The 18,186-nt window shown below is 58.5% G+C and carries 12 protein-coding genes; 10 read left to right on the plus strand and 2 right to left on the minus strand.

The genetic code is table 11. The features are described 5' to 3' along the window. The first annotated feature begins 111 nt into the window (after nt 1-111). Nucleotides 112-984 (plus strand): prolipoprotein diacylglyceryl transferase, encoded by an 873-nt coding sequence (gene lgt, locus HII27_RS11045; protein WP_185667950.1) that lies wholly within the window; start codon nt 112-114, stop codon nt 982-984. A 6-nt stretch (nt 985-990) separates the two neighbouring features. Continuing rightward, a complete protein-coding gene (gene thyA / locus HII27_RS11050; protein ID WP_185667951.1) occupies nt 991-1,785 on the plus strand; it encodes a thymidylate synthase in 795 nt (264 codons plus the stop codon). A gap of 60 nt (nt 1,786-1,845) precedes the next feature. Here thyA and HII27_RS11055 read toward each other — a convergent pair whose 3' ends face one another. Both HII27_RS11055 and HII27_RS11060 read right to left on the minus strand, forming a co-directional pair. Further along, nucleotides 1,846-3,129: an MFS transporter gene (locus HII27_RS11055; protein WP_185667952.1), complete on the minus strand. Its 1,284-nt coding sequence runs from the start codon at nt 3,127-3,129 to the stop codon at nt 1,846-1,848. Beyond that, a complete protein-coding gene (locus tag HII27_RS11060; protein WP_185667953.1) occupies nt 3,122-4,276 on the minus strand; it encodes a mandelate racemase/muconate lactonizing enzyme family protein in 1,155 nt (384 codons plus the stop codon). The genes HII27_RS11055 and HII27_RS11060 overlap by 8 nt, the downstream gene beginning before the upstream one ends. Nucleotides 4,277-4,629: 353 nt before the next feature. On the opposite strand from HII27_RS11060, the gene HII27_RS11065 reads away from it, so the two are divergent. The 8 genes from HII27_RS11065 to recD all read left to right on the plus strand — a co-directional run bounded on the left by HII27_RS11065 (nt 4,630) and on the right by recD (nt 18,136). After that, nucleotides 4,630-5,088, plus strand: coding sequence for a prepilin peptidase-dependent protein (locus HII27_RS11065; RefSeq protein WP_185667954.1), 459 nt, complete (start codon nt 4,630-4,632; stop codon nt 5,086-5,088). Beyond that, nucleotides 5,067-5,636: a prepilin peptidase-dependent protein gene (locus HII27_RS11070; RefSeq protein ID WP_223883202.1), complete on the plus strand. Its 570-nt coding sequence runs from the start codon at nt 5,067-5,069 to the stop codon at nt 5,634-5,636. The genes HII27_RS11065 and HII27_RS11070 overlap by 22 nt, the downstream gene beginning before the upstream one ends. Continuing rightward, nucleotides 5,633-6,037: a DUF2509 family protein gene (locus HII27_RS11075; protein WP_185667955.1), complete on the plus strand. Its 405-nt coding sequence runs from the start codon at nt 5,633-5,635 to the stop codon at nt 6,035-6,037. The genes HII27_RS11070 and HII27_RS11075 overlap by 4 nt, the downstream gene beginning before the upstream one ends. Then, the gene (locus HII27_RS11080) at nt 6,022-6,342 is read left to right on the plus strand and encodes a prepilin-type N-terminal cleavage/methylation domain-containing protein (RefSeq protein WP_185667956.1); all 321 of its coding nucleotides are present in this window, start codon (nt 6,022-6,024) and stop codon (nt 6,340-6,342) included. Before HII27_RS11075 ends, HII27_RS11080 begins: the two co-directional genes overlap by 16 nt. Before the next feature lie 12 nt (nt 6,343-6,354). Continuing rightward, nucleotides 6,355-9,726: an exodeoxyribonuclease V subunit gamma gene (gene recC / locus HII27_RS11085; protein WP_185667957.1), complete on the plus strand. Its 3,372-nt coding sequence runs from the start codon at nt 6,355-6,357 to the stop codon at nt 9,724-9,726. Nucleotides 9,727-9,879: 153 nt separating this feature from the next. Then, nucleotides 9,880-12,765: a pitrilysin gene (gene ptrA / locus HII27_RS11090; RefSeq protein ID WP_185667958.1), complete on the plus strand. Its 2,886-nt coding sequence runs from the start codon at nt 9,880-9,882 to the stop codon at nt 12,763-12,765. Next, entirely contained in the window at nt 12,762-16,301 is a 3,540-nt protein-coding gene (gene recB, locus HII27_RS11095; RefSeq protein ID WP_185667959.1) for an exodeoxyribonuclease V subunit beta, read from the plus strand. Before ptrA ends, recB begins: the two co-directional genes overlap by 4 nt. Beyond that, nucleotides 16,298-18,136: an exodeoxyribonuclease V subunit alpha gene (gene recD / locus HII27_RS11100; protein ID WP_185667960.1), complete on the plus strand. Its 1,839-nt coding sequence runs from the start codon at nt 16,298-16,300 to the stop codon at nt 18,134-18,136. Before recB ends, recD begins: the two co-directional genes overlap by 4 nt. Nucleotides 18,137-18,186: the final 50 nt, after the last annotated feature.

An 18,186-nucleotide genomic window follows, 5' to 3' on the forward strand; every position in this document is an offset into this window, starting at 1 on the left:
TCTCTCATCTCCCCTGTGCTATCATTCGCACCTTTGGAGCGCCTGAAGCTTCCGGCGCGCGACTCTACCGCTGTCCACTTTCGGCGGAATAACAAGCATTTGTGGTGACAGATGAATAGTGGTTATCTGCGTTTCCCGGACTTTGATCCGGTAATTTTCTCCATCGGACCGGTTTCCCTGCATTGGTACGGCATGATGTACCTTGTGGGCTTTATCTTCGCTATGTGGCTGGCGACGCGTCGTGCGAACCGCCCAAACAGCGGCTGGACCAAAAACGAAGTGGAAAACCTGCTGTATGCGGGCTTCCTCGGGGTTTTCCTCGGCGGGCGCATCGGCTACGTGATGTTCTACAACTTTGACTCCTTCCTGCAGGACCCGCTCTATCTGTTCCGCGTCTGGGACGGTGGGATGTCCTTCCACGGTGGCCTGATTGGCGTGATCGTGGTGATGATTATCTTCGCCAAACGCACCAAGCGTACCTTCTTCCAGGTCTCTGACTTCATCGCGCCGCTGATCCCGTTCGGTCTGGGCTGCGGTCGTCTGGGGAACTTTATCAACGGCGAACTGTGGGGCCGCGTCGACCCGAGCTTCCACTACACCATGTTGTTCCCAGGTTCCCGTGCGGAAGACCTGGCGCTGCTGCCGTCTCACCCGGAATGGCAAACGCTGTTTGATACCTACGGCTCGCTGCCGCGCCATGCGTCCCAGCTGTATGAACTGGCGCTGGAAGGCGTGGTGCTGTTCCTGATCCTGAACTTCTTTATCCGTAAACCACGCCCGGCGGGCTCGGTCTCCGGCCTGTTCCTGATTGGCTACGGTCTGTTCCGTATCATTTCTGAATTCTTCCGCCAGCCGGACGCGCAGTTCACCGGCGAGTGGGTGCAGTACATCAGCATGGGGCAGATTCTTTCGATTCCGATGGTGCTTGCGGGTATCATTATGATGGTCTGGGCGTTTCGCCGTCCGCAGCAACAGATCTCCTGAGGAAGCATGAAACAGTATCTTGAACTGATGCAGAAGGTGCTCGATGAGGGCACCCAGAAAAACGACCGTACCGGTACCGGCACCGTCTCCATTTTCGGCCACCAGATGCGCTTTAACCTGCAAGAAGGTTTCCCGCTGGTGACGACCAAGCGCTGCCATTTGCGTTCTATCATCCACGAACTGCTGTGGTTCCTGCAGGGCGACACCAACGTTGCCTATCTGCACGAAAACAACGTCAGCATCTGGGATGAATGGGCCGATGAGAACGGCAATCTGGGCCCGGTTTACGGCAAACAGTGGCGCGCCTGGCCTACGCCTGACGGCCGCCATATTGACCAGATCACCACCGTGATGAACCAGCTGAAAAACGATCCGGACTCGCGCCGTATTATCGTTTCCGCGTGGAACGTCGGTGAACTGGACAAGATGGCGCTGGCGCCGTGCCATGCGTTCTTCCAGTTCTACGTGGCTGACGGCAAGCTCTCGTGTCAGCTCTATCAGCGCTCCTGCGACGTGTTCCTCGGCCTGCCGTTCAACATCGCCAGCTATGCGCTGCTGGTGCATATGATGGCGCAGCAGTGCGACCTGGAAGTGGGTGACTTTGTCTGGACCGGCGGGGATACCCACCTGTATAGCAACCACATGGAACAGACCGCCCTGCAACTGACCCGCGAACCGCGCGCGCTGCCAAAGCTGGTGATTAAACGTAAGCCGGAGTCTATCTTCGACTACCGCTTTGATGACTTCGAAATCGAAGGCTACGACCCGCACCTGGGTATCAAAGCGCCAGTGGCGATTTAATCGCGCCCCAATAAAAAACGGCGCACTCTGCGCCGTTTTTTTTTACGTTAACGTGACGGATTAGGCTGTTGTTAACGCTTCACGTCGCGGCTGACGCACCAGCGCAACCAGTGCCACAATCCCCACCACCGCCAGCACACTCGCCAGAATAAAGGCCGAATGATACCCACCGCCGTACTGAATCAGCAGACCGGTAATCGCCGGAGACATAATCCCCGCCAGGTTTGCCAGTAAGTGCACGAAGCCACCTGTAGTGCCAATGCGGTCGGCTGGAACAATATCCTGCAGCAGAGACCAACAGGCCTGCGGTGTCATATAGGCGAAAACAGTGGCAACGGTAATGCAGGCCACCGCGCTAAACAGACTCTGGGTATATGCGGTGGCCAGCACGGCAACCGCAGCCACGGCCAGCCCGATAAAAATCACCAGCTTACGAGAGAGCAGGAAATTCCCGCTCTTACGATACAGCGCATCGCAGACCATCCCGCCGCCGAGGAAGCCAAGCGTCGCGCCGAGCCACGGCAGAACACCGATGATGCTCATGCTCTTAATATCAAGATGCTGGAAGTCGGTCAGGTAGCTCGGCAGCCAGGAGAGGAAAAAGTACTGAATGTAGTTAAAGCAGAAGAACGCCGCCGCCACACCCAGTACCGCAGGCGAGAGGATATAATGCCAGAAGGTGTGTTCCGACTGTACGTTGGTTCCAGTTACCACGGTGGTAGCAGGACGCTGACTGCTAATAAGCAGCGCCTCTTCCGGGCTGACTGAAGGGTGCATTTCAGGCTTATCGCGGAACAGCCACAGCCAGGCGCAAACCCACAGAATACCCATCAGGGCGATGACCACAAACGCCACCCGCCAGCCAAATGCTAACCCGACTAATCCAACTACCGGTGCAGCAATGGCGGCTCCCAGCGGTTGTCCGGCATTAGTGAAACCAACTGCCCGGCCAATTTCTTTACGTGGGAACCAGTTAGAAATCGATTTATTGGTGGTGGTGCCCATTGGCCCTTCGCCAATACCGAACAGCACACGGGCAATCAGCAGCTGCCAGAAACCAGTGACCAGCGCAGTGATACCGCAGAAAATAGACCAGATGGTGGCCGCCCAGGCGTAAACCTTACGCGGACCAAATTTATCAGCCCCCCAGCCGCCGATAAAGCAGAACAGGCAGTAGCCGACGAAGAAGCAGCTGAATAAAAAACCAAGCTGTGCATCGTTAATATGCAGGTCTGCTTTGACCAGCGGCGCCATGACCGACAGTGCGGCCCGGTCCATATAGTTCAGCATACCGGCAAAGAACAGCAGCAGGGCGACAATCACGCGATAGCGATTTTTAAACATGATGTTCTCCTTTCGCGGTGGAGCAAACGGCGAAGCCAATACGGTAATCTTTCAGCACCTGGGCATCCGGCGTAAAACCAATACCCGGCGCATCCGGCAGCACCATCTCAGGCTGGAAATTCAGGAAGGGATGAAGCTGTGGCGTCCACTGTAACCAGGGCACCTCCAGACGGGTCGTTTCGGGCAGCAGCGCCACAAGCTGCGCGGCCGCCATCATGCCCGCGCCGTAGTAGAAGCAGTGTGGAATCACCGTTACCGGGTAGCGTTTCGCCTGTTCAAACACTCGCAGCATGGCGGTAATACCGCCCACTTTGGTGACGCTTGGCTGGATAATATCGACGGCGCCGGAAGCCATCAGATGATAAAGGTCGCCATCTCCGGCGGCGTTTTCCCCGGCAGAAAGCGGGATGCCCGCCGTGCGGACATACGTCAGCGCATCGGTATCTTCCGGCGGCCAGACAGGTTCTTCCAGCCATTTCAGGTTCAGCCCTGCCCATGATTCTGCCTGGCGGAAAGCCTCTTCGGCGCTCCACGGACAGTTCACATCAACCATGATCTCAGCCTGGTTTCCTACCGCTTCACGCGCGGCGGCAACCGCTTCACGAGTTGTTTCATGGAGCTTAATTTCGCGATAGCCCCGGGCGAAAACCTGAGAGACCTGACGGGCGACTGCCTCCGGTTTGTTGTCATAGCTCACCAGACTAGGGTAAAGCCCAATGTGGTTGCGGCTGCCGCCAAGTATCTGCCACAGCGGTTTTTGTTCCTGCTTGCCGAACAGATCCCACAGCGCAATATCGATAGCCGACAGCGCATAGCGCACGGGGCCAGTGCGTCCGAAACCGTGGAAGGCCTGCTCAGCTTCTTTCATTAGCGCTGCTATTCCCGTAATGGAATCAACGTGCCGGTTGATGAAGAAGGGGGCAACGGCGCTTTCCAGCGCGGTAAAGGTGACGGGGTTAATCAGATGGCCGAACGCTTCACCCCAGCCGCAGAGCCCCGTATCGCTATAGACGGCAACGAGCAGGGTTTCCATCTTCGTCACCCTTGATGAGGCCGCATTATAATCCTGTTGCTCCGGGCCATTCTTTTCCCTGCCGGAATCGAAAGGAATGGCGAGCCGGATGATTTCAATTTTTTCTATTTTCATTTTTATTCCGGGTGTTTTCGTAGAGGTAAGACTTAGCAAAATTATTATCACGTAAACGGCGTTAATGTGTTTTATGCAGATGCCAATAGATTTGCGTGAAATTTCGCCAAGAATTGGGCGATAGCTGGGATTTGTGTGCGAGTTATCACAGCTTTTGCATTAAGCAGATTGACCATTCGCGGCATGTATGGATAAGCGAAAGGAACGTATTTTGCGTATCAGTCGCCGTTTTGCGCGGCGATATCCATTTTTCGAGGGGCATGTTAGTAAGCGTGAAAATTCCGCTGAAGGAGGCTCGTAAAATCCAAATATCGCTCTCGTGACCTGATTTCCCGCGCGGCATACTGCCCGCCATGAACAGAGAACGGGGCTATACCCTCATTGAAACCCTGGTAGCACTGACGCTGGTACTTATCCTCAGCGCAACGGGCCTGTACGGCTGGCACCGCTGGCAGCAGTCGCAGCGGCTATGGCAAACCGCCAGCGAACTGCGCGGCTACCTGATGGCGATGCGCAGCGATGCCAACTGGCATAACCGCGATCGTCTCTTCCGACTACACCGCCACGAAAGCGGCTGGTGCGTGGTGGCCGATGAGGCGGTTCTGGCAGGCTGCCCAACGGGTAATCCCGCCGTATTTCGCCCGATGTGGACGGAGGTGAGCATTAGTCATATCACGCCCAATCTGGCTTTTTTTGGCCTGCGCAATACTGCGTGGGCGGGCAACGTGACGCTGATTAGTGACGCGGGTAGCTGGACGGTGGTTATCTCAAACGGAGGACGAGTGCGGCTATGCGAAGGGGGAACATGCTGATGCGCGGGTTTTCGCTACTGGAAGTGCTCATTGCGATGGCGATTAGCAGCGTGTTGCTGCTGGGGGCTTCTCGCTTCCAGCCCGCGCTGCAGCGGGGAATATTCCTGCAAATGCGCCAGCAAACGCTGGAGGATGATCTCTGGCAGAGCGTCTATACGGTGGCAAAGCATCTTCAGCGCGCGGGCTACTGTAGTGGCGAAAGCTGCCAGGGAGAAGCGCTGCACATCGCGGATCAGGGGCAGTGTGTTATCGCCCGCTGGGATGGCAACAGCAACGGTATCTGGGAAACGTCGCCGACGGAGAACGCCGATAGCATTGGCTTTCGCCTGAATTCCGGCGTGCTGGAGACGCTGCGTGGGGCGAAAGCCTGTAGCGGCAGCGGCTGGGATAAGATGACCGACCCGGCGACGGCGACCGTTACAGCTTTTCAGGTATCGCGTCAGACCATCAGCGGGTTTCCGCCGGAACTGTTGATTAGCTTATCGGCCACGGCGACGGGCGGAGTTGCCGCCAGCGCGCAGTATGGGGTGACGGGGTACAACCTGTGAATCGCCAGCGCGGGGTGTCGTCGCTGGCGATGGTGCTGATGCTGCTGGTTACCGGCAGCCTGATGCTGCAAGGGCTGAACCAGGCACTGCGGCAGCAGACTGCGAGCGTCAGTGCAGAAAGTCGGGCGCTTCAGCGTACCGCGGAGGTACATACGGCGTTGCAGTGGGGAAAAGGCCAGAACTGGATGGCAGAGGCCGGAGCGCAATGCCTGGTGTATGGAGGCATAACGCGGGTTTGCCTGCGGCTCTTTGATGACGGCACGCTGCTTCTGGTGGCCAAAAACGAGGCGTTCATGCTCTGGCAATCGGGAAGTTGGGCGGCGGGAAATATTCGGTTTTCCGCGCATGGCTGGAGCGATTTTTGCCCATTAAAGGAGGCGACGCGATGCCAGATTCCCTGAAAATGCGAGGCTTTAGCTTGCCGGAAGTGGTGCTGGCGATGTTCCTGATGGTCAGCGTTGTCACGGCGCTCGGCGGCTATTATCGCGTGCTGGCAACCAGCAGTCTTGAGCTTAATCAGTACCGGCAGATGTGGCGCTATGCCTGGGGGCAAACGCAGCAGCAGGCACTGGTACTGCCTGTGGGCTGGGCGAGTCAGCGGGGACAGACATCGTCACAACGTTGTGTCAGCATCAATGCTACTATTACCACCCCAATGGGTAAGCAGGGGCGCATGTCCCGCCTGCATTGCCCGGTCAGTCAGTAGTCAGGAGCGAATATGTTAAGGGTCTACCACTCCAACCGTCTGGACGTGCTGGAAGCATTGATGGAGTTCATCGTTGAGCAGGACCGCCTGGCGGACCCTTTCGAGCCTGAAATGATCCTCGTACAAAGTACCGGGATGGCGCAGTGGCTGCAGATGACGCTGTCCCAGCGCTTTGGCATTGCCGCGAATATCGACTTCCCGCTGCCCGCGAGCTTTATCTGGGACATGTTCACCCGCGTCCTGCCCGAAATCCCCGGCGAGAGCGCCTTTAACAAACAGAGCATGAGCTGGAAGCTGATGACCCTGCTGCCGGGCATGCTGGATGATGAAGCCTTTACGCCGCTGCGCCACTATCTGACTGACGATGCCGACAAGCGCAAGCTGTTCCAGCTGGCCTCCCGCGTCGCTGACCTCTATGACCAATACCTGGTGTACCGCCCCCAATGGCTGACGGAGTGGGAAGCAGGACGGTTAGTCGACGGCGTGGGCGAGGCGCAGGTATGGCAAGCACCGCTGTGGAAAGCGCTGGTGGAGCATACCGCCGCGCTGGGTCAGCCGCTGTGGCATCGTGCCAACCTCTATCAGCGTTTTATCGACACCCTGGAAAAGAGCAACGAGCCGCCCGCAGGCCTGCCGGCACGCGTCTTTATCTGTGGTATCTCCGCGTTGCCGCCAGTTTACCTGCACGCGCTACAGGCGCTGGGCAAACACGTCGATATCTACGTGCTGTTCACCAACCCGTGCCGCTACTACTGGGGCGATATTAAAGACCCGGCGTTCCTGGCGCGGTTAATGGCGCGCCAGCGTCGCCACTACCGTGAACAGCGTGAACTACCGCTGTTCCAGGATGCCAGCCACGCGCCAGGGTTGTTTAACGACGATGGCGAACAGGACGTCGGTAACCCGATGTTAGCCTCCTGGGGCAAGCTAGGGCGTGATTATGTTTATCTGCTGGCGGAACTTGAGCGTTTTGAGGATCTAGATGCGTTTGTCGATATCGAACCCGACAACCTATTACACAACCTTCAGTACGACGTACTGGAGCTGAAAAACGCCGCCGTTGCCGGGCGTACCGCCGAAGAGTTTGCCCACAGCGGCAATAAGCGCCCGCTGGCGCGAGATGACCGCAGCCTCACCGTCCACGTTTGCCATAGCCCGCAGCGCGAAGTTGAAGTGCTGCATGACCGCCTGCTGGCGATGCTGGAGGCCGACCCGACGCTGACGCCGCGCGACATTATCGTCATGGTGGCGGATATCGACAGTTACAGTCCGTTCATTCAGGCCGTGTTTGGCAGCGCCACCGGTGAACGCTATCTGCCGTACGCTATTTCGGACCGTCGCGCCCGTCAGGCTCACCCGGCGATGCAGGCGTTTATCACTCTGTTGTCACTCCCTGATAGCCGCAATACCTGCGAAGACGTGCTGGCGCTGCTGGATGTGCCTGTACTGGCGGCGCGGTTCAACATTGATGAGGCGGGCCTGCTTCATCTGCGTCAGTGGGTTAGCGAATCCGGCGTACGCTGGGGTATGGACGACGATAACGTCCGCGAAATGGACCTGCCGGCTACCGGGCAGCATACCTGGCGCTTTGGCCTCACGCGTATGCTGCTGGGCTACGCGATGGAAAGCGAGCAGGGCGAATGGCAGGAGGTGCTGCCGTATGACGAGTCTAGCGGCCTGATTGCCGAACTGGTGGGGCATCTGGCCTCGCTGCTGATGCAGCTTAATCGCTGGCGGCAGGTGCTAACGCAGGCGCGTTCGCTGGAGGAATGGCTGCCGGTATGCCGTGAGATGCTGAACGACTTCTTCCTGCCGGATCAGGACACCGAAGCCGCTCTGGCGCTGATTGAGCAGCAGTGGCAGGCGATTATCGCCCAGGGCGTGCAGTCGCAGTACGCCGGTGAGGTGCCGCTGACGCTGCTGCGTGACGAACTGGCGCAGCGCCTCGATCAGGAACGCATCAGCCAGCGCTTCCTGGCAGGCCCAATTAACATTTGTACCCTGATGCCAATGCGCTCCATCCCGTTCAAAGTGGTGTGCCTGCTGGGCATGAACGACGGTATTTACCCACGCGCATTGGCGCCGCTCGGCTTTGACCTGATGAGCCAGAAACCGGTACGTGGCGACCGAAGCCGTCGCGACGATGACCGCTATCTGTTCCTTGAAGCAATGATGTCGGCGGAGAAAGCGCTCTATATCAGCTATATCGGCCGTTCCATTCAGGATAACAGCGAACGCTACCCGTCGGTGCTGGTACAGGAACTGATGGACTATATCGGCCAGAGCCACTGCCTGGAGGGCGATGAAGCGCTCAACTGTGACGAAAGCGAGCAGCGCGTGAAGCGTCACGTGATGCATCTGCACCCGCGCATGCCGTTTGATGCCGACAACTACAAAGCCGGTGAGCAGCAAAGCTATGCCCAGGAGTGGCTGGCGGCGGCAAGCCAGCAGGGCGAAGCGCATTCCGACTTTATCCAGCCGCTGGAACCACTCGCATTGACCACGCTGCCGCTCGAACAACTTCAGCGCTTCTGGGCGCACCCGGTGCGCGCCTTTTTCCAGATGCGCCTGCAGGTTAATTTCCGTAATGAAGAGAGCGATATTCCCGATACCGAGCCGTTCACCCTGGAAGGGCTGACGCGCTACCAGCTCAACCAGCAGCTGCTGAATTCTCTGATAGAGCAACAGGATGCCAGCATGATGTACCGCCGCTATCGTGCCGCCGGTGAACTGCCTTACGGCCCGTTCGGTGAGATTGCCTGGGAAGCGCAGCACCAGGAGATGAGCGCGCTGGCGAGCCGGGTGATTGAGTATCGTCGTAGCGGGCAGAGTATGGAGATCGATCTCGACTGCGACGGGGTGAATATCACCGGCTGGCTGCCGCAGGTTCAGGAAAATGGCCTGCTGCGATGGCGGCCTTCGCTGCTCAGCGTTTCACAGGGGATGCAACTTTGGCTGGAACACCTTGTCTACTGTGCAAGTGGTGGTACGGGCGAAAGCCGCCTGCTGCTGCGCAAAGACGGGGAGTGGTGCTTCCCGCCGCTGGCGGCCGAGGAGGCCAAAGCCTATCTGTCACAGCTGATTGCAGGTTATCGTGAGGGGATGTGTCAGCCGTTGCTGTTCCTGCCGGAGAGCGGCGGCGCATGGATAAAAGCCTGTTACGATGCCGAAAATGATGCCATCTTAGAAGACGAAGACTCGCTGCAGAAAGCGCGCAGCAAGTTTTTACAGGCTTACGAAGGCAACATGGTGGTGAGCGGCGAAGGGGCCGACGTCTGGTATCAGCGTTTATGGCGTACCCTGGAACCTGCGCAGTATGAAGCGATTATCGCGCGGACGACACCGTATCTGCTGCCCGTATTCCGTTTCAACCAGTCATCGTGACTGTATAAAAATTGCGCAAGTTAATCGGTTCATTTACTATGCGCACAAGTCACGGACTGATGAGTGGCAGCAGACGAAGCGGTAAGCTGAGGCTGAAACTGCCCACAAGAGCATGCTGATTTTTGAAGTATCTGTTAATGGTGAGGTCCGTGAATGCCCCGCAGTATCTGGTTGAGTATTGTTGTTTTCGTCACCGCCTTTTGGGCGACCGTAGGTCAGGCAGAAACCGGATGGCAACCGATTCAGGAAACCATCCGCAAAAGCGAAAAAGACACCCGTCAGTATCAAGCGATTACGCTCGACAACAAGATGGTCGTCCTGCTGGTTTCCGATCCGCAGGCGGTGAAATCGCTGTCGGCGCTGGTGGTGCCCGTCGGCTCGCTGGAAGATCCTGACTCGCATCCGGGCCTTGCACATTTCCTCGAACACATGACGCTGATGGGCTCGAAAAACTACCCGCAGCCTGACAACCTCGCTGAATTCTTAAAAATGCACGGCGGCAGCCACAACGCCAGTACCGCGCCGTATCGCACCGCGTTCTATCTGGAAGTGGAAAACGATGCGCTGCAGGGGGCGGTAGACCGCCTGGCGGACGCCATTGCTGCACCACTGCTGGAAAAGAAATACGCCGACCGCGAGCGTAACGCTGTCAATGCTGAGTTGACTATGGCGCGTACTCGCGACGGTATGCGCATGGCGCAGGTGAGTGCTGAAACCATCAACCCGGCTCACCCCGGCGCGCGCTTCTCTGGCGGTAACCTCGAAACGCTGAGCGACAAGCCCGACAGCCCGGTGTATGAAGCGCTACTGGCGTTTCGCAATAAGTACTACTCCGCGAACCTGATGAAGGCGGTCATTTACAGCAACAAACCGCTGCCTGAGCTGGCGCAGATTGCGGCGCAAACCTACGGCCGTGTGCCGAACAAATCTATCGAACGCCCGGAAATCACCGTCCCGGTGGTCACCGATGCGCAGAAAGGCATCATCATTCACTACGTGCCAGCGCTGCCGCGTAAAGTGCTGCGCGTGGAATTCCGCATCGATAACAACTCCGCGCAGTTCCGCAGCAAAACCGACGAGCTGATCACCTATCTTATCGGCAACCGCACGCCGGGCACCTTGTCCGACTGGCTGCAAAAGCAGGGGCTGGTAGAGGGCATTCGCGCAGACTCCGATCCGGTGGTGAACGGCAACAGTGGCGTGCTGGCGATTTCCGCCACCTTAACCGATAAAGGACTGGCGCACCGCGATGAAGTGGTCGCCGCTATCTTTAGCTATCTTGATACGCTGCGCCAGAAAGGCATCGACAAAAGCGACTTTGACGAGCTGGCGCATGTGCTGAACCTCGATTTCCGCTACCCGTCCATCACCCGTGATATGGGCTACGTCGAATGGCTGGCGGACACCATGATTCGTGTGCCGGTCGCGCATACCCTCGATGCGGTGAACATTGCCGACCAGTACGACCCGCAGGCAGTAAAAGACCGTCTGGCGATGATGACGCCACAGAACGCGCGCATCTGGTATATCAGCCCGAACGAGCCGCATAACAAGACCGCTTACTTTGTTGATGCGCCGTATCAGGTGGATAAAATTAGCGCGGACACCTTCGCCAAATGGCAGAAGGCTTCTAACGGCATTACGCTGAATCTGCCGCAGCTCAACCCGTACATTCCGGACGACTTCACGCTGATTAAAAGCGAGAAAAAGTACACGCATCCGGAGCTGATTGTTGATGAGCAAAACCTGCGTCTGGTCTATATGCCGAGCCGCTATTTTGCCAGCGAACCGAAGGCTGATATCACGCTGATTCTGCGTAACCCGAAAGCGATGGATAGCGCCCGTAACCAGGTGATGTTTGCGCTGAATGACTACCTGGCCGGTATTGCGCTTGACCAGTTGAGCAACCAGGCTGCCGTCGGCGGGATCAGCTTCTCAACCGGTGCTAATAACGGCTTGATGCTCAACGCTAACGGCTACACCCAGCGTCTGCCGCAGCTGTTTGACGCCCTGCTGCAGGGCTATTTCAGCTACACGCCAACCGAAGAGCAACTGGAACAGGCGAAATCCTGGTACCTGCAGATGATGGACTCTGCCGATAAAGGCAAAGCCTACGAACAAGCGATTATGCCGGTGCAGATGGTATCGCAGGTGCCTTATTTCCAGCGCGAAGACCGCAAAGCGCTGCTGCCGTCAATTACGCTCAAAGAGGTGATGGACTACCGCGATCGGCTGAAAGCCGGGGCACGTCCAGAGTTTATGGTGATTGGCAACCTGAGCGCTGACCAGTCTACAACCCTTGCGCGCAGCATTCAGACCCAGCTTGGCGCCAACGGCAGCGAATGGTGTCGTAACAAAGATGTGCTGGTCGATAAACAGCAAAACGTCATCTTTGAGAAAGCCGGTGCCAGCACCGACTCAGCGCTGGCCGCGGTGTTTGTGCCGCCAAACGTCGATGAGTTCTCAAGCTCGGCGGCGAGTGCCATGCTGGCGCAAATCGTCCAGCCGTGGTTCTACACACAGCTGCGCACCGAAGAACAGTTAGGCTACGCCGTCTTTGCCTTCTCGATGAACGTCGGCCGCCAGTGGGGGATGGGGTTCCTGCTGCAAAGTAACGACAAGCAGCCGTCGTTCCTGTGGGAGCGCTTCAAAGCCTTCTTCCCGACCGCCGAGCAGAAACTGCGCGCGATGAAGCCGGAAGAGTTTGCCCAGATCCAGCAGTCGGTGGTGGCAGACATGCTGCAGGCACCGCAAACCTTGAGCGATGAAGCCTCGCAGCTGAGCAAAGATTTCGATCGCGGTAATATGGCCTTTGATTCACGTGCTAAAGTAGTGGCCCAGATTAAGCTGTTAACGCCGCAAAAACTGGCCGACTTTTTCCACCAGACCGTGGTTGCTCCACAGGGCATGACGGTGCTGTCTCAGGTCTCCGGTAGCCAGAATGGTAAAACCGACTACGCGCACCCTGAAGGCTGGAAAGTGTGGCAGAGCATTACTGAGTTGCAGCAAACCTTACCCTTACGACGAGAAGACGAATGACCGAAACCGCCGAGTCCCTTGATCCCCTGCGCTTACCCCTTATCGGCGAGCGCCTGATTGAAGCCTCTGCGGGCACCGGAAAAACCTTCACCATTGCCGCACTCTACCTGCGGCTTTTGCTGGGGCTGGGCGGCGAAGCCGCCTTTCCTCGGCCCGTCAACGTCGAAGAATTGCTGGTGGTGACCTTCACCGAGGCCGCCACCGAAGAGCTGCGCGGGCGTATTCGTAGCAACATTCACGAACTGCGCGTCGCCTGTCTGCGTAACGCCACCGACAACCCACTCTATGCCAGCCTGCTGGCGGAAATTGACGACCTTCAGCAGGCGGCCAACGTGCTGCTGCTGGCGGAGCGCCAGATGGACGATGCCGCCGTCTTTACCATCCACGGCTTCTGTCAGCGCATGCTGAGCCTCAACGCCTTTGAGTCCGGCATGCTGTTTGAGCAGCAGCTGATTGAAGACGAATCCCAGCTCCGCTACCAGGCCTGCGCCGACTTCTGGCGACGCCACTGTTACCCGCTCAATCGCGAAATTGCACAGGTGATTGTCGAGTCGTGGAAAGGGCCGCAGGACTTACTTAAATCCATCGACCGCTACCTGCAGGGTGAAGCGCCGGAGCTTAAAATACCGCTCGGCGACGCCGAAACGTTAGCGTCACGTCACCAGAAGATCCTCGCACAAATCGCCGAGATCAAACGTCACTGGCTGGCGAGCGTGGGCGAGCTGGATGCGCTGCTGGAAAATTCCGGCATCGACCGGCGTAAGTTCAACCGCGGCAATCAGGGTAAGTGGATCGACAAGATCAGCACCTGGGCGCAGGAAGAGAGTAAAAACTACCAGTTGCCCGACGCGCTGGAAAAATTCAGTCAGGCGTTCCTCGCCGAGCGCACCAAAGCGGGCGGTGAAGTCCCTACTCATCCGCTGTTCAGCGCCATTGAGAATTTATTGTCTACGCCGCTGACGCTTAACGATCTGGTGATCGCTCAGGCGATGAAAGAGATCCGTGAAGCGGTTGCCCGCGAAAAACGCCGACGCGGCGAGCTGGGCTTTGACGATATGCTCAGCCGCCTTGATGAAGCGCTGGAGAGCGACAGCGGCGACGCGCTGGCTGCCGCTATTCGTCAGCGATTCCCGGTGGCGATGATCGATGAATTCCAGGATACCGACCCGCAGCAGTACCGCATCTTCCGCCGTATCTGGCGGCAGCAACCGGACACCGCACTACTGCTTATCGGTGACCCGAAGCAGGCGATTTACGCCTTCCGCGGCGCGGATATTTTTACTTATATGCGCGCGCGCAGCGATGTAGCGGCTCACTATACCCTCGACACCAACTGGCGCTCCGCGCCGGGCATGGTTGAGAGCGTCAACCGCCTGTTCGGGTTGGTTGATAACCCCTTTATGTTCCGCGACATCCCGTTCCTGCCGGTAAAATCCGCACCCAAAAACGCCTCACTACGCTTCGAAGTTGACGGCGAAAACCAGCCGGCGATGAACCTGTGGCTGATGCCCGGCGAAGGCATCAGCGCGGGGGATTATCAGAACTTTATGGCTCAGCAGTGCGCGGCGCAAATTCGCGACTGGCTGACCGGCGGCCAGCAGGGGAGCGCGCTGCTGTGGCGGGGCGATAACGCTCGCCCGGTACAGGCGTCGGATATCACCGTGCTGGTGCGTAACCGCCAGGAAGCGTCGTTAATCCGTGATGCCCTGAACGCGCTGGCGATCCCGTCGGTCTACCTCTCCAACCGCGACAGCGTGTTTGAAACCCCGGAAGCGCAGGAACTGCTGTGGGTGCTTCAGGCGGTGCTGACGCCTGAACGGGAAAATACGCTGCGCAGCGCGCTGGCAACGGCGATGTTTGGCCTGAACGCGCAGGATATTGAACGGCTGAATCAGGACGAAAACGCTTGGGATGCGCTGGTGGAAGAGTTTAGCGACTACCGTCTTATCTGGCAGCGGCGCGGCGTGATGCCGATGATTCGCGCCCTGATGAGCGCGCGGTCAATGGCAGAAAACCTGCTGGCGACCCACGGCGGCGAGCGGCGCTTAACCGATATTCTGCACTTGAGCGAGCTGCTACAGGAAGCGGCCACCCAGCTTGAAAGCGAGCATGCGCTGGTGCGCTGGCTGAACCAGCAGGTTGCCGAACCGGACACCAATGCCTCCAGTCAGCAGATGCGTCTGGAGAGCGATAAACACCTGGTGCAGATAGTCACCATTCACAAGTCAAAAGGGCTGGAGTACCCGCTGGTCTGGCTGCCGTTTATCGCCCGTTTCCGCAAAGAGAAACAGGCGTTTTACCACGACCGCGAATCCTTCAAAGCGGTGCTGGATCTTAACGAAAGCGACGAGAGCCTGGAGCTAGCGGAGGCTGAGCGTCTGGCGGAAGACCTGCGCCTGCTGTATGTGGCCTTAACGCGCGCCATCTGGCATTGCAGTCTGGGTATTGCCCCGCTAACGTCCCGGCGCAGCGATAAACCAACCGACACGGAATTACACCACAGCGCGCCGGGAAGGCTGCTGCAAAAAGGCGAAGTACTGGACGCCTCCGGGCTGCACGCCTGCCTGCAGGCCGTATGTGACGAACATATCTCTCTGACGCTGGCAACCGCGACGGACGACGCTCGCTGGCAGGCGACCCAACCCGAGATGCCGGAGCTGGCGGCGCGTCAGGTGCTACGCCGCGTGGTTGATGACTGGCGTGTTACCAGCTACTCCGGTTTACAGCAGCGCGGGCATAGCGTGGCGCAAGACCTGCTGCCACGTATCGATATTGACGCCTCGGGTACCGTGGACTCCCCAACTGAGCCGGAGATGACGCCACACCACTTCCCGCGCGGCGCCTCACCGGGAACCTTCCTGCATAGCCTGTTTGAAGACCTCGACTTTACCCAGCCGGTGTCGCCGGAATGGATGCGTGAAAAGCTACAAAACAACGGCTTTGATGAAGCGTGGGAGCCGGTGCTGACCCGCTGGATAACCCAGGTGCTGGACGCGCCGCTGGCGGATATCGGCATTGCGCTTAACCAGCTTAGCGAGCGGCAAAAACAGGTGGAGATGGAGTTTTATCTGCCCATTAGCCAAACGCTGGACGCGCGTGCGCTGGATGCGGTGACTCGCCGCTATGACCCGCTGTCGGCGGGCTGCTCAGAGCTGGATTTCCGCCAGGTGCGCGGCATGCTGAAGGGCTTTATCGACCTTGTGTTCCGCCACGACGGTCGCTACTACCTGCTGGATTACAAGTCCAACTGGCTTGGCGAAAACGGCGAAGCCTATACCCAAGAGGCGATGGCGCAAGCAATGCAGTCTCACCGCTATGACTTGCAGTATCAGCTCTACAGCCTGGCGCTGCACCGCTACCTGCGCCATCGCATGGCCGACTATGACTATGATCGTCATTTCGGCGGCGTGATTTATCTGTTCCTGCGCGGCGTGGACGGCGAGGCAGGGCAGCAGGGAATATTTACCACTCGGCCCGACCCGGCGCTGATAACGGCAATGGACGCGTTGTTTGCCGGAGAGGAGAGCAACGTATGACGCTCGAACAACGTTTACTGGAAGCCGCCGAGCAGAAGCTGCTACGCCCGCTCGACGTGCAGTTTGCGCTGATGGTGGCAAAAGATGAGCATCCGGCGGTGATGCTCGCCGCTGCGATGCTGAGCCGCGACGCCGGGGAAGGGCACGTCTGTTTGCCGCTCTCCCATCTCAGCCCCGCTATGCAGCCGAAAGGTCGCGTCCGCGAACTCTGGCAGCAGCTGTTTGCCGAAGTGAACGTGCCGCAGGATTGGGAGACTCTATTGCTGAGCTCTGAGGCCGTTAGCGGTGGGGAACGGCCGTCGCCGCTGATCCTGAGCCGTGGCAGGCTTTATCTCAACCGCATGTGGCGCAACGAACTCACCGTGGCGCGCTTCTTTAGCGAAACCAACGCGCCGTTTGCCGTCGATGAAGACCAGCTTGCGGCAACGCTCAACGCGCTGTTCCCGGTAAGCGATACGATCGACTGGCAGAAAGTGGCTGCCGCCGTGGCGCTGACGCGCCGTATTTCGGTTATCTCAGGCGGCCCCGGCACCGGGAAAACCACCACCGTTGCTAAACTGCTGGCGGCGCTGGTACAGATGGCGGGAACGGAGAAGTGTCGTATTCGCCTTGCTGCGCCAACCGGTAAAGCGGCGGCGCGCCTGACGGAATCGCTGGGCGCGGCGCTGCGAAAACTTGATTTAACCGATGCGCAAAAAGCGATGCTGCCAACCGATGCCAGCACGCTGCACCGTCTGCTGGGTGCTCAGCCCGGTAGCCAGAAGATGCGCTACCACGCCGGAAACCCGCTGCATCTGGATGTGTTGGTGGTGGATGAAGCCTCAATGATTGACCTGCCGATGATGGCGCGGCTGATTGACGCGCTGCCGCCGCACGGGCGGATAATCTTCCTTGGCGACCGCGACCAGCTGGCGTCGGTGGAGGCAGGAGCGGTACTCGGCGATATCTGTAGCTGGGTGAACGCGGGCTATACGGTAGAGCGCGCCGCGCAGCTTAGCCGCCTGGTCGGGGCCACGGTTCCCGCCGGTGACGGCCAGACAGCAGGGGCGTTACGCGACAGTCTTTGCCTGCTGCGAACCAGCTATCGCTTTGGCAGCGACTCCGGTATCGGCCAGCTTGCCAGCGCAGTGAACCGGGGCGATAAGAAAGAGATCGATGCCGTGTTTGCCCGGGGCTTTAGCGATATTGAACTGAAACCGCAGCACTCGACTGACGACTACGCCGCGATGCTCGACGATGCGCGAGCGGGCTACGGCCATTATCTTCAACTGCTACGCGAGCAGGCCGACCCTGAAGTCGTGCTGGCGGCGTTTGGCGAATATCAGTTGCTGTGTGCGTTGCGCGAAGGACCATGGGGCGTGAGCGGGCTTAACCAACAGTTTGAACAGCTGCTGACGCGTCACCGGCAGATAGTGCCGCAGCGTCATTCTCGCTGGTATGAAGGCCGTCCGGTGATGATTACGCGTAACGACAGCGCGCTGGGGCTGTTTAACGGTGATATCGGCGTGGCGCTGGATCGCGGTGACGGTATGCGCGTCTGGTTCCCGATGCCGGATGGCACCATTAAATCGGTGCAGCCAAGCCGCTTGCCGGAGCACGACACCGCCTGGGCGATGACGGTGCATAAATCGCAGGGTTCCGAGTTCACCCACGCCGCGCTGGTGCTGCCGACGCAGATTGTCCCGGTAGTGAGTCGTGAGCTGGTGTATACGGCGATTACCCGCGCGAAAGCGCGGCTGTCGATGTACGCCGATAAAAATCTGCTTATGCAGGCAATCGCCACGCGTACCGAACGGCGCAGCGGCCTGTCGGCGATTTTTGCAGAGATGGAATAGGTTGGCACGGTGCCCGGTGTAGCCCGGGCGAGCGTCCAGCGACCCCGGGG

Origin of the sequence: Kluyvera sichuanensis, assembly GCF_014218705.1 — a bacterium.
Classification (GTDB): domain Bacteria; phylum Pseudomonadota; class Gammaproteobacteria; order Enterobacterales; family Enterobacteriaceae; genus Kluyvera; species Kluyvera sichuanensis.

Excerpts from the sequence above, each read along its gene's own strand:
- recC (WP_185667957.1), top strand. The coding sequence starts at position 6,355 with ATGTTAAGGGTCTACCACTCCAACCGTCTGGACGTGCTGGAAGCATTG.
- recD (WP_185667960.1), top strand. The coding sequence starts at position 16,298 with ATGACGCTCGAACAACGTTTACTGGAAGCCGCCGAGCAGAAGCTGCTA.
- HII27_RS11080 (WP_185667956.1), top strand. The coding sequence starts at position 6,022 with ATGCCAGATTCCCTGAAAATGCGAGGCTTTAGCTTGCCGGAAGTGGTG.
- lgt (WP_185667950.1), top strand. The coding sequence starts at position 112 with ATGAATAGTGGTTATCTGCGTTTCCCGGACTTTGATCCGGTAATTTTC.
- HII27_RS11065 (WP_185667954.1), top strand. The coding sequence starts at position 4,630 with ATGAACAGAGAACGGGGCTATACCCTCATTGAAACCCTGGTAGCACTG.
- HII27_RS11060 (WP_185667953.1), bottom strand. The coding sequence starts at position 4,276 with ATGAAAATAGAAAAAATTGAAATCATCCGGCTCGCCATTCCTTTCGAT.
- recB (WP_185667959.1), top strand. The coding sequence starts at position 12,762 with ATGACCGAAACCGCCGAGTCCCTTGATCCCCTGCGCTTACCCCTTATC.
- thyA (WP_185667951.1), top strand. The coding sequence starts at position 991 with ATGAAACAGTATCTTGAACTGATGCAGAAGGTGCTCGATGAGGGCACC.
- HII27_RS11070 (WP_223883202.1), top strand. The coding sequence starts at position 5,067 with ATGCGAAGGGGGAACATGCTGATGCGCGGGTTTTCGCTACTGGAAGTG.
- ptrA (WP_185667958.1), top strand. The coding sequence starts at position 9,880 with ATGCCCCGCAGTATCTGGTTGAGTATTGTTGTTTTCGTCACCGCCTTT.
- HII27_RS11055 (WP_185667952.1), bottom strand. The coding sequence starts at position 3,129 with ATGTTTAAAAATCGCTATCGCGTGATTGTCGCCCTGCTGCTGTTCTTT.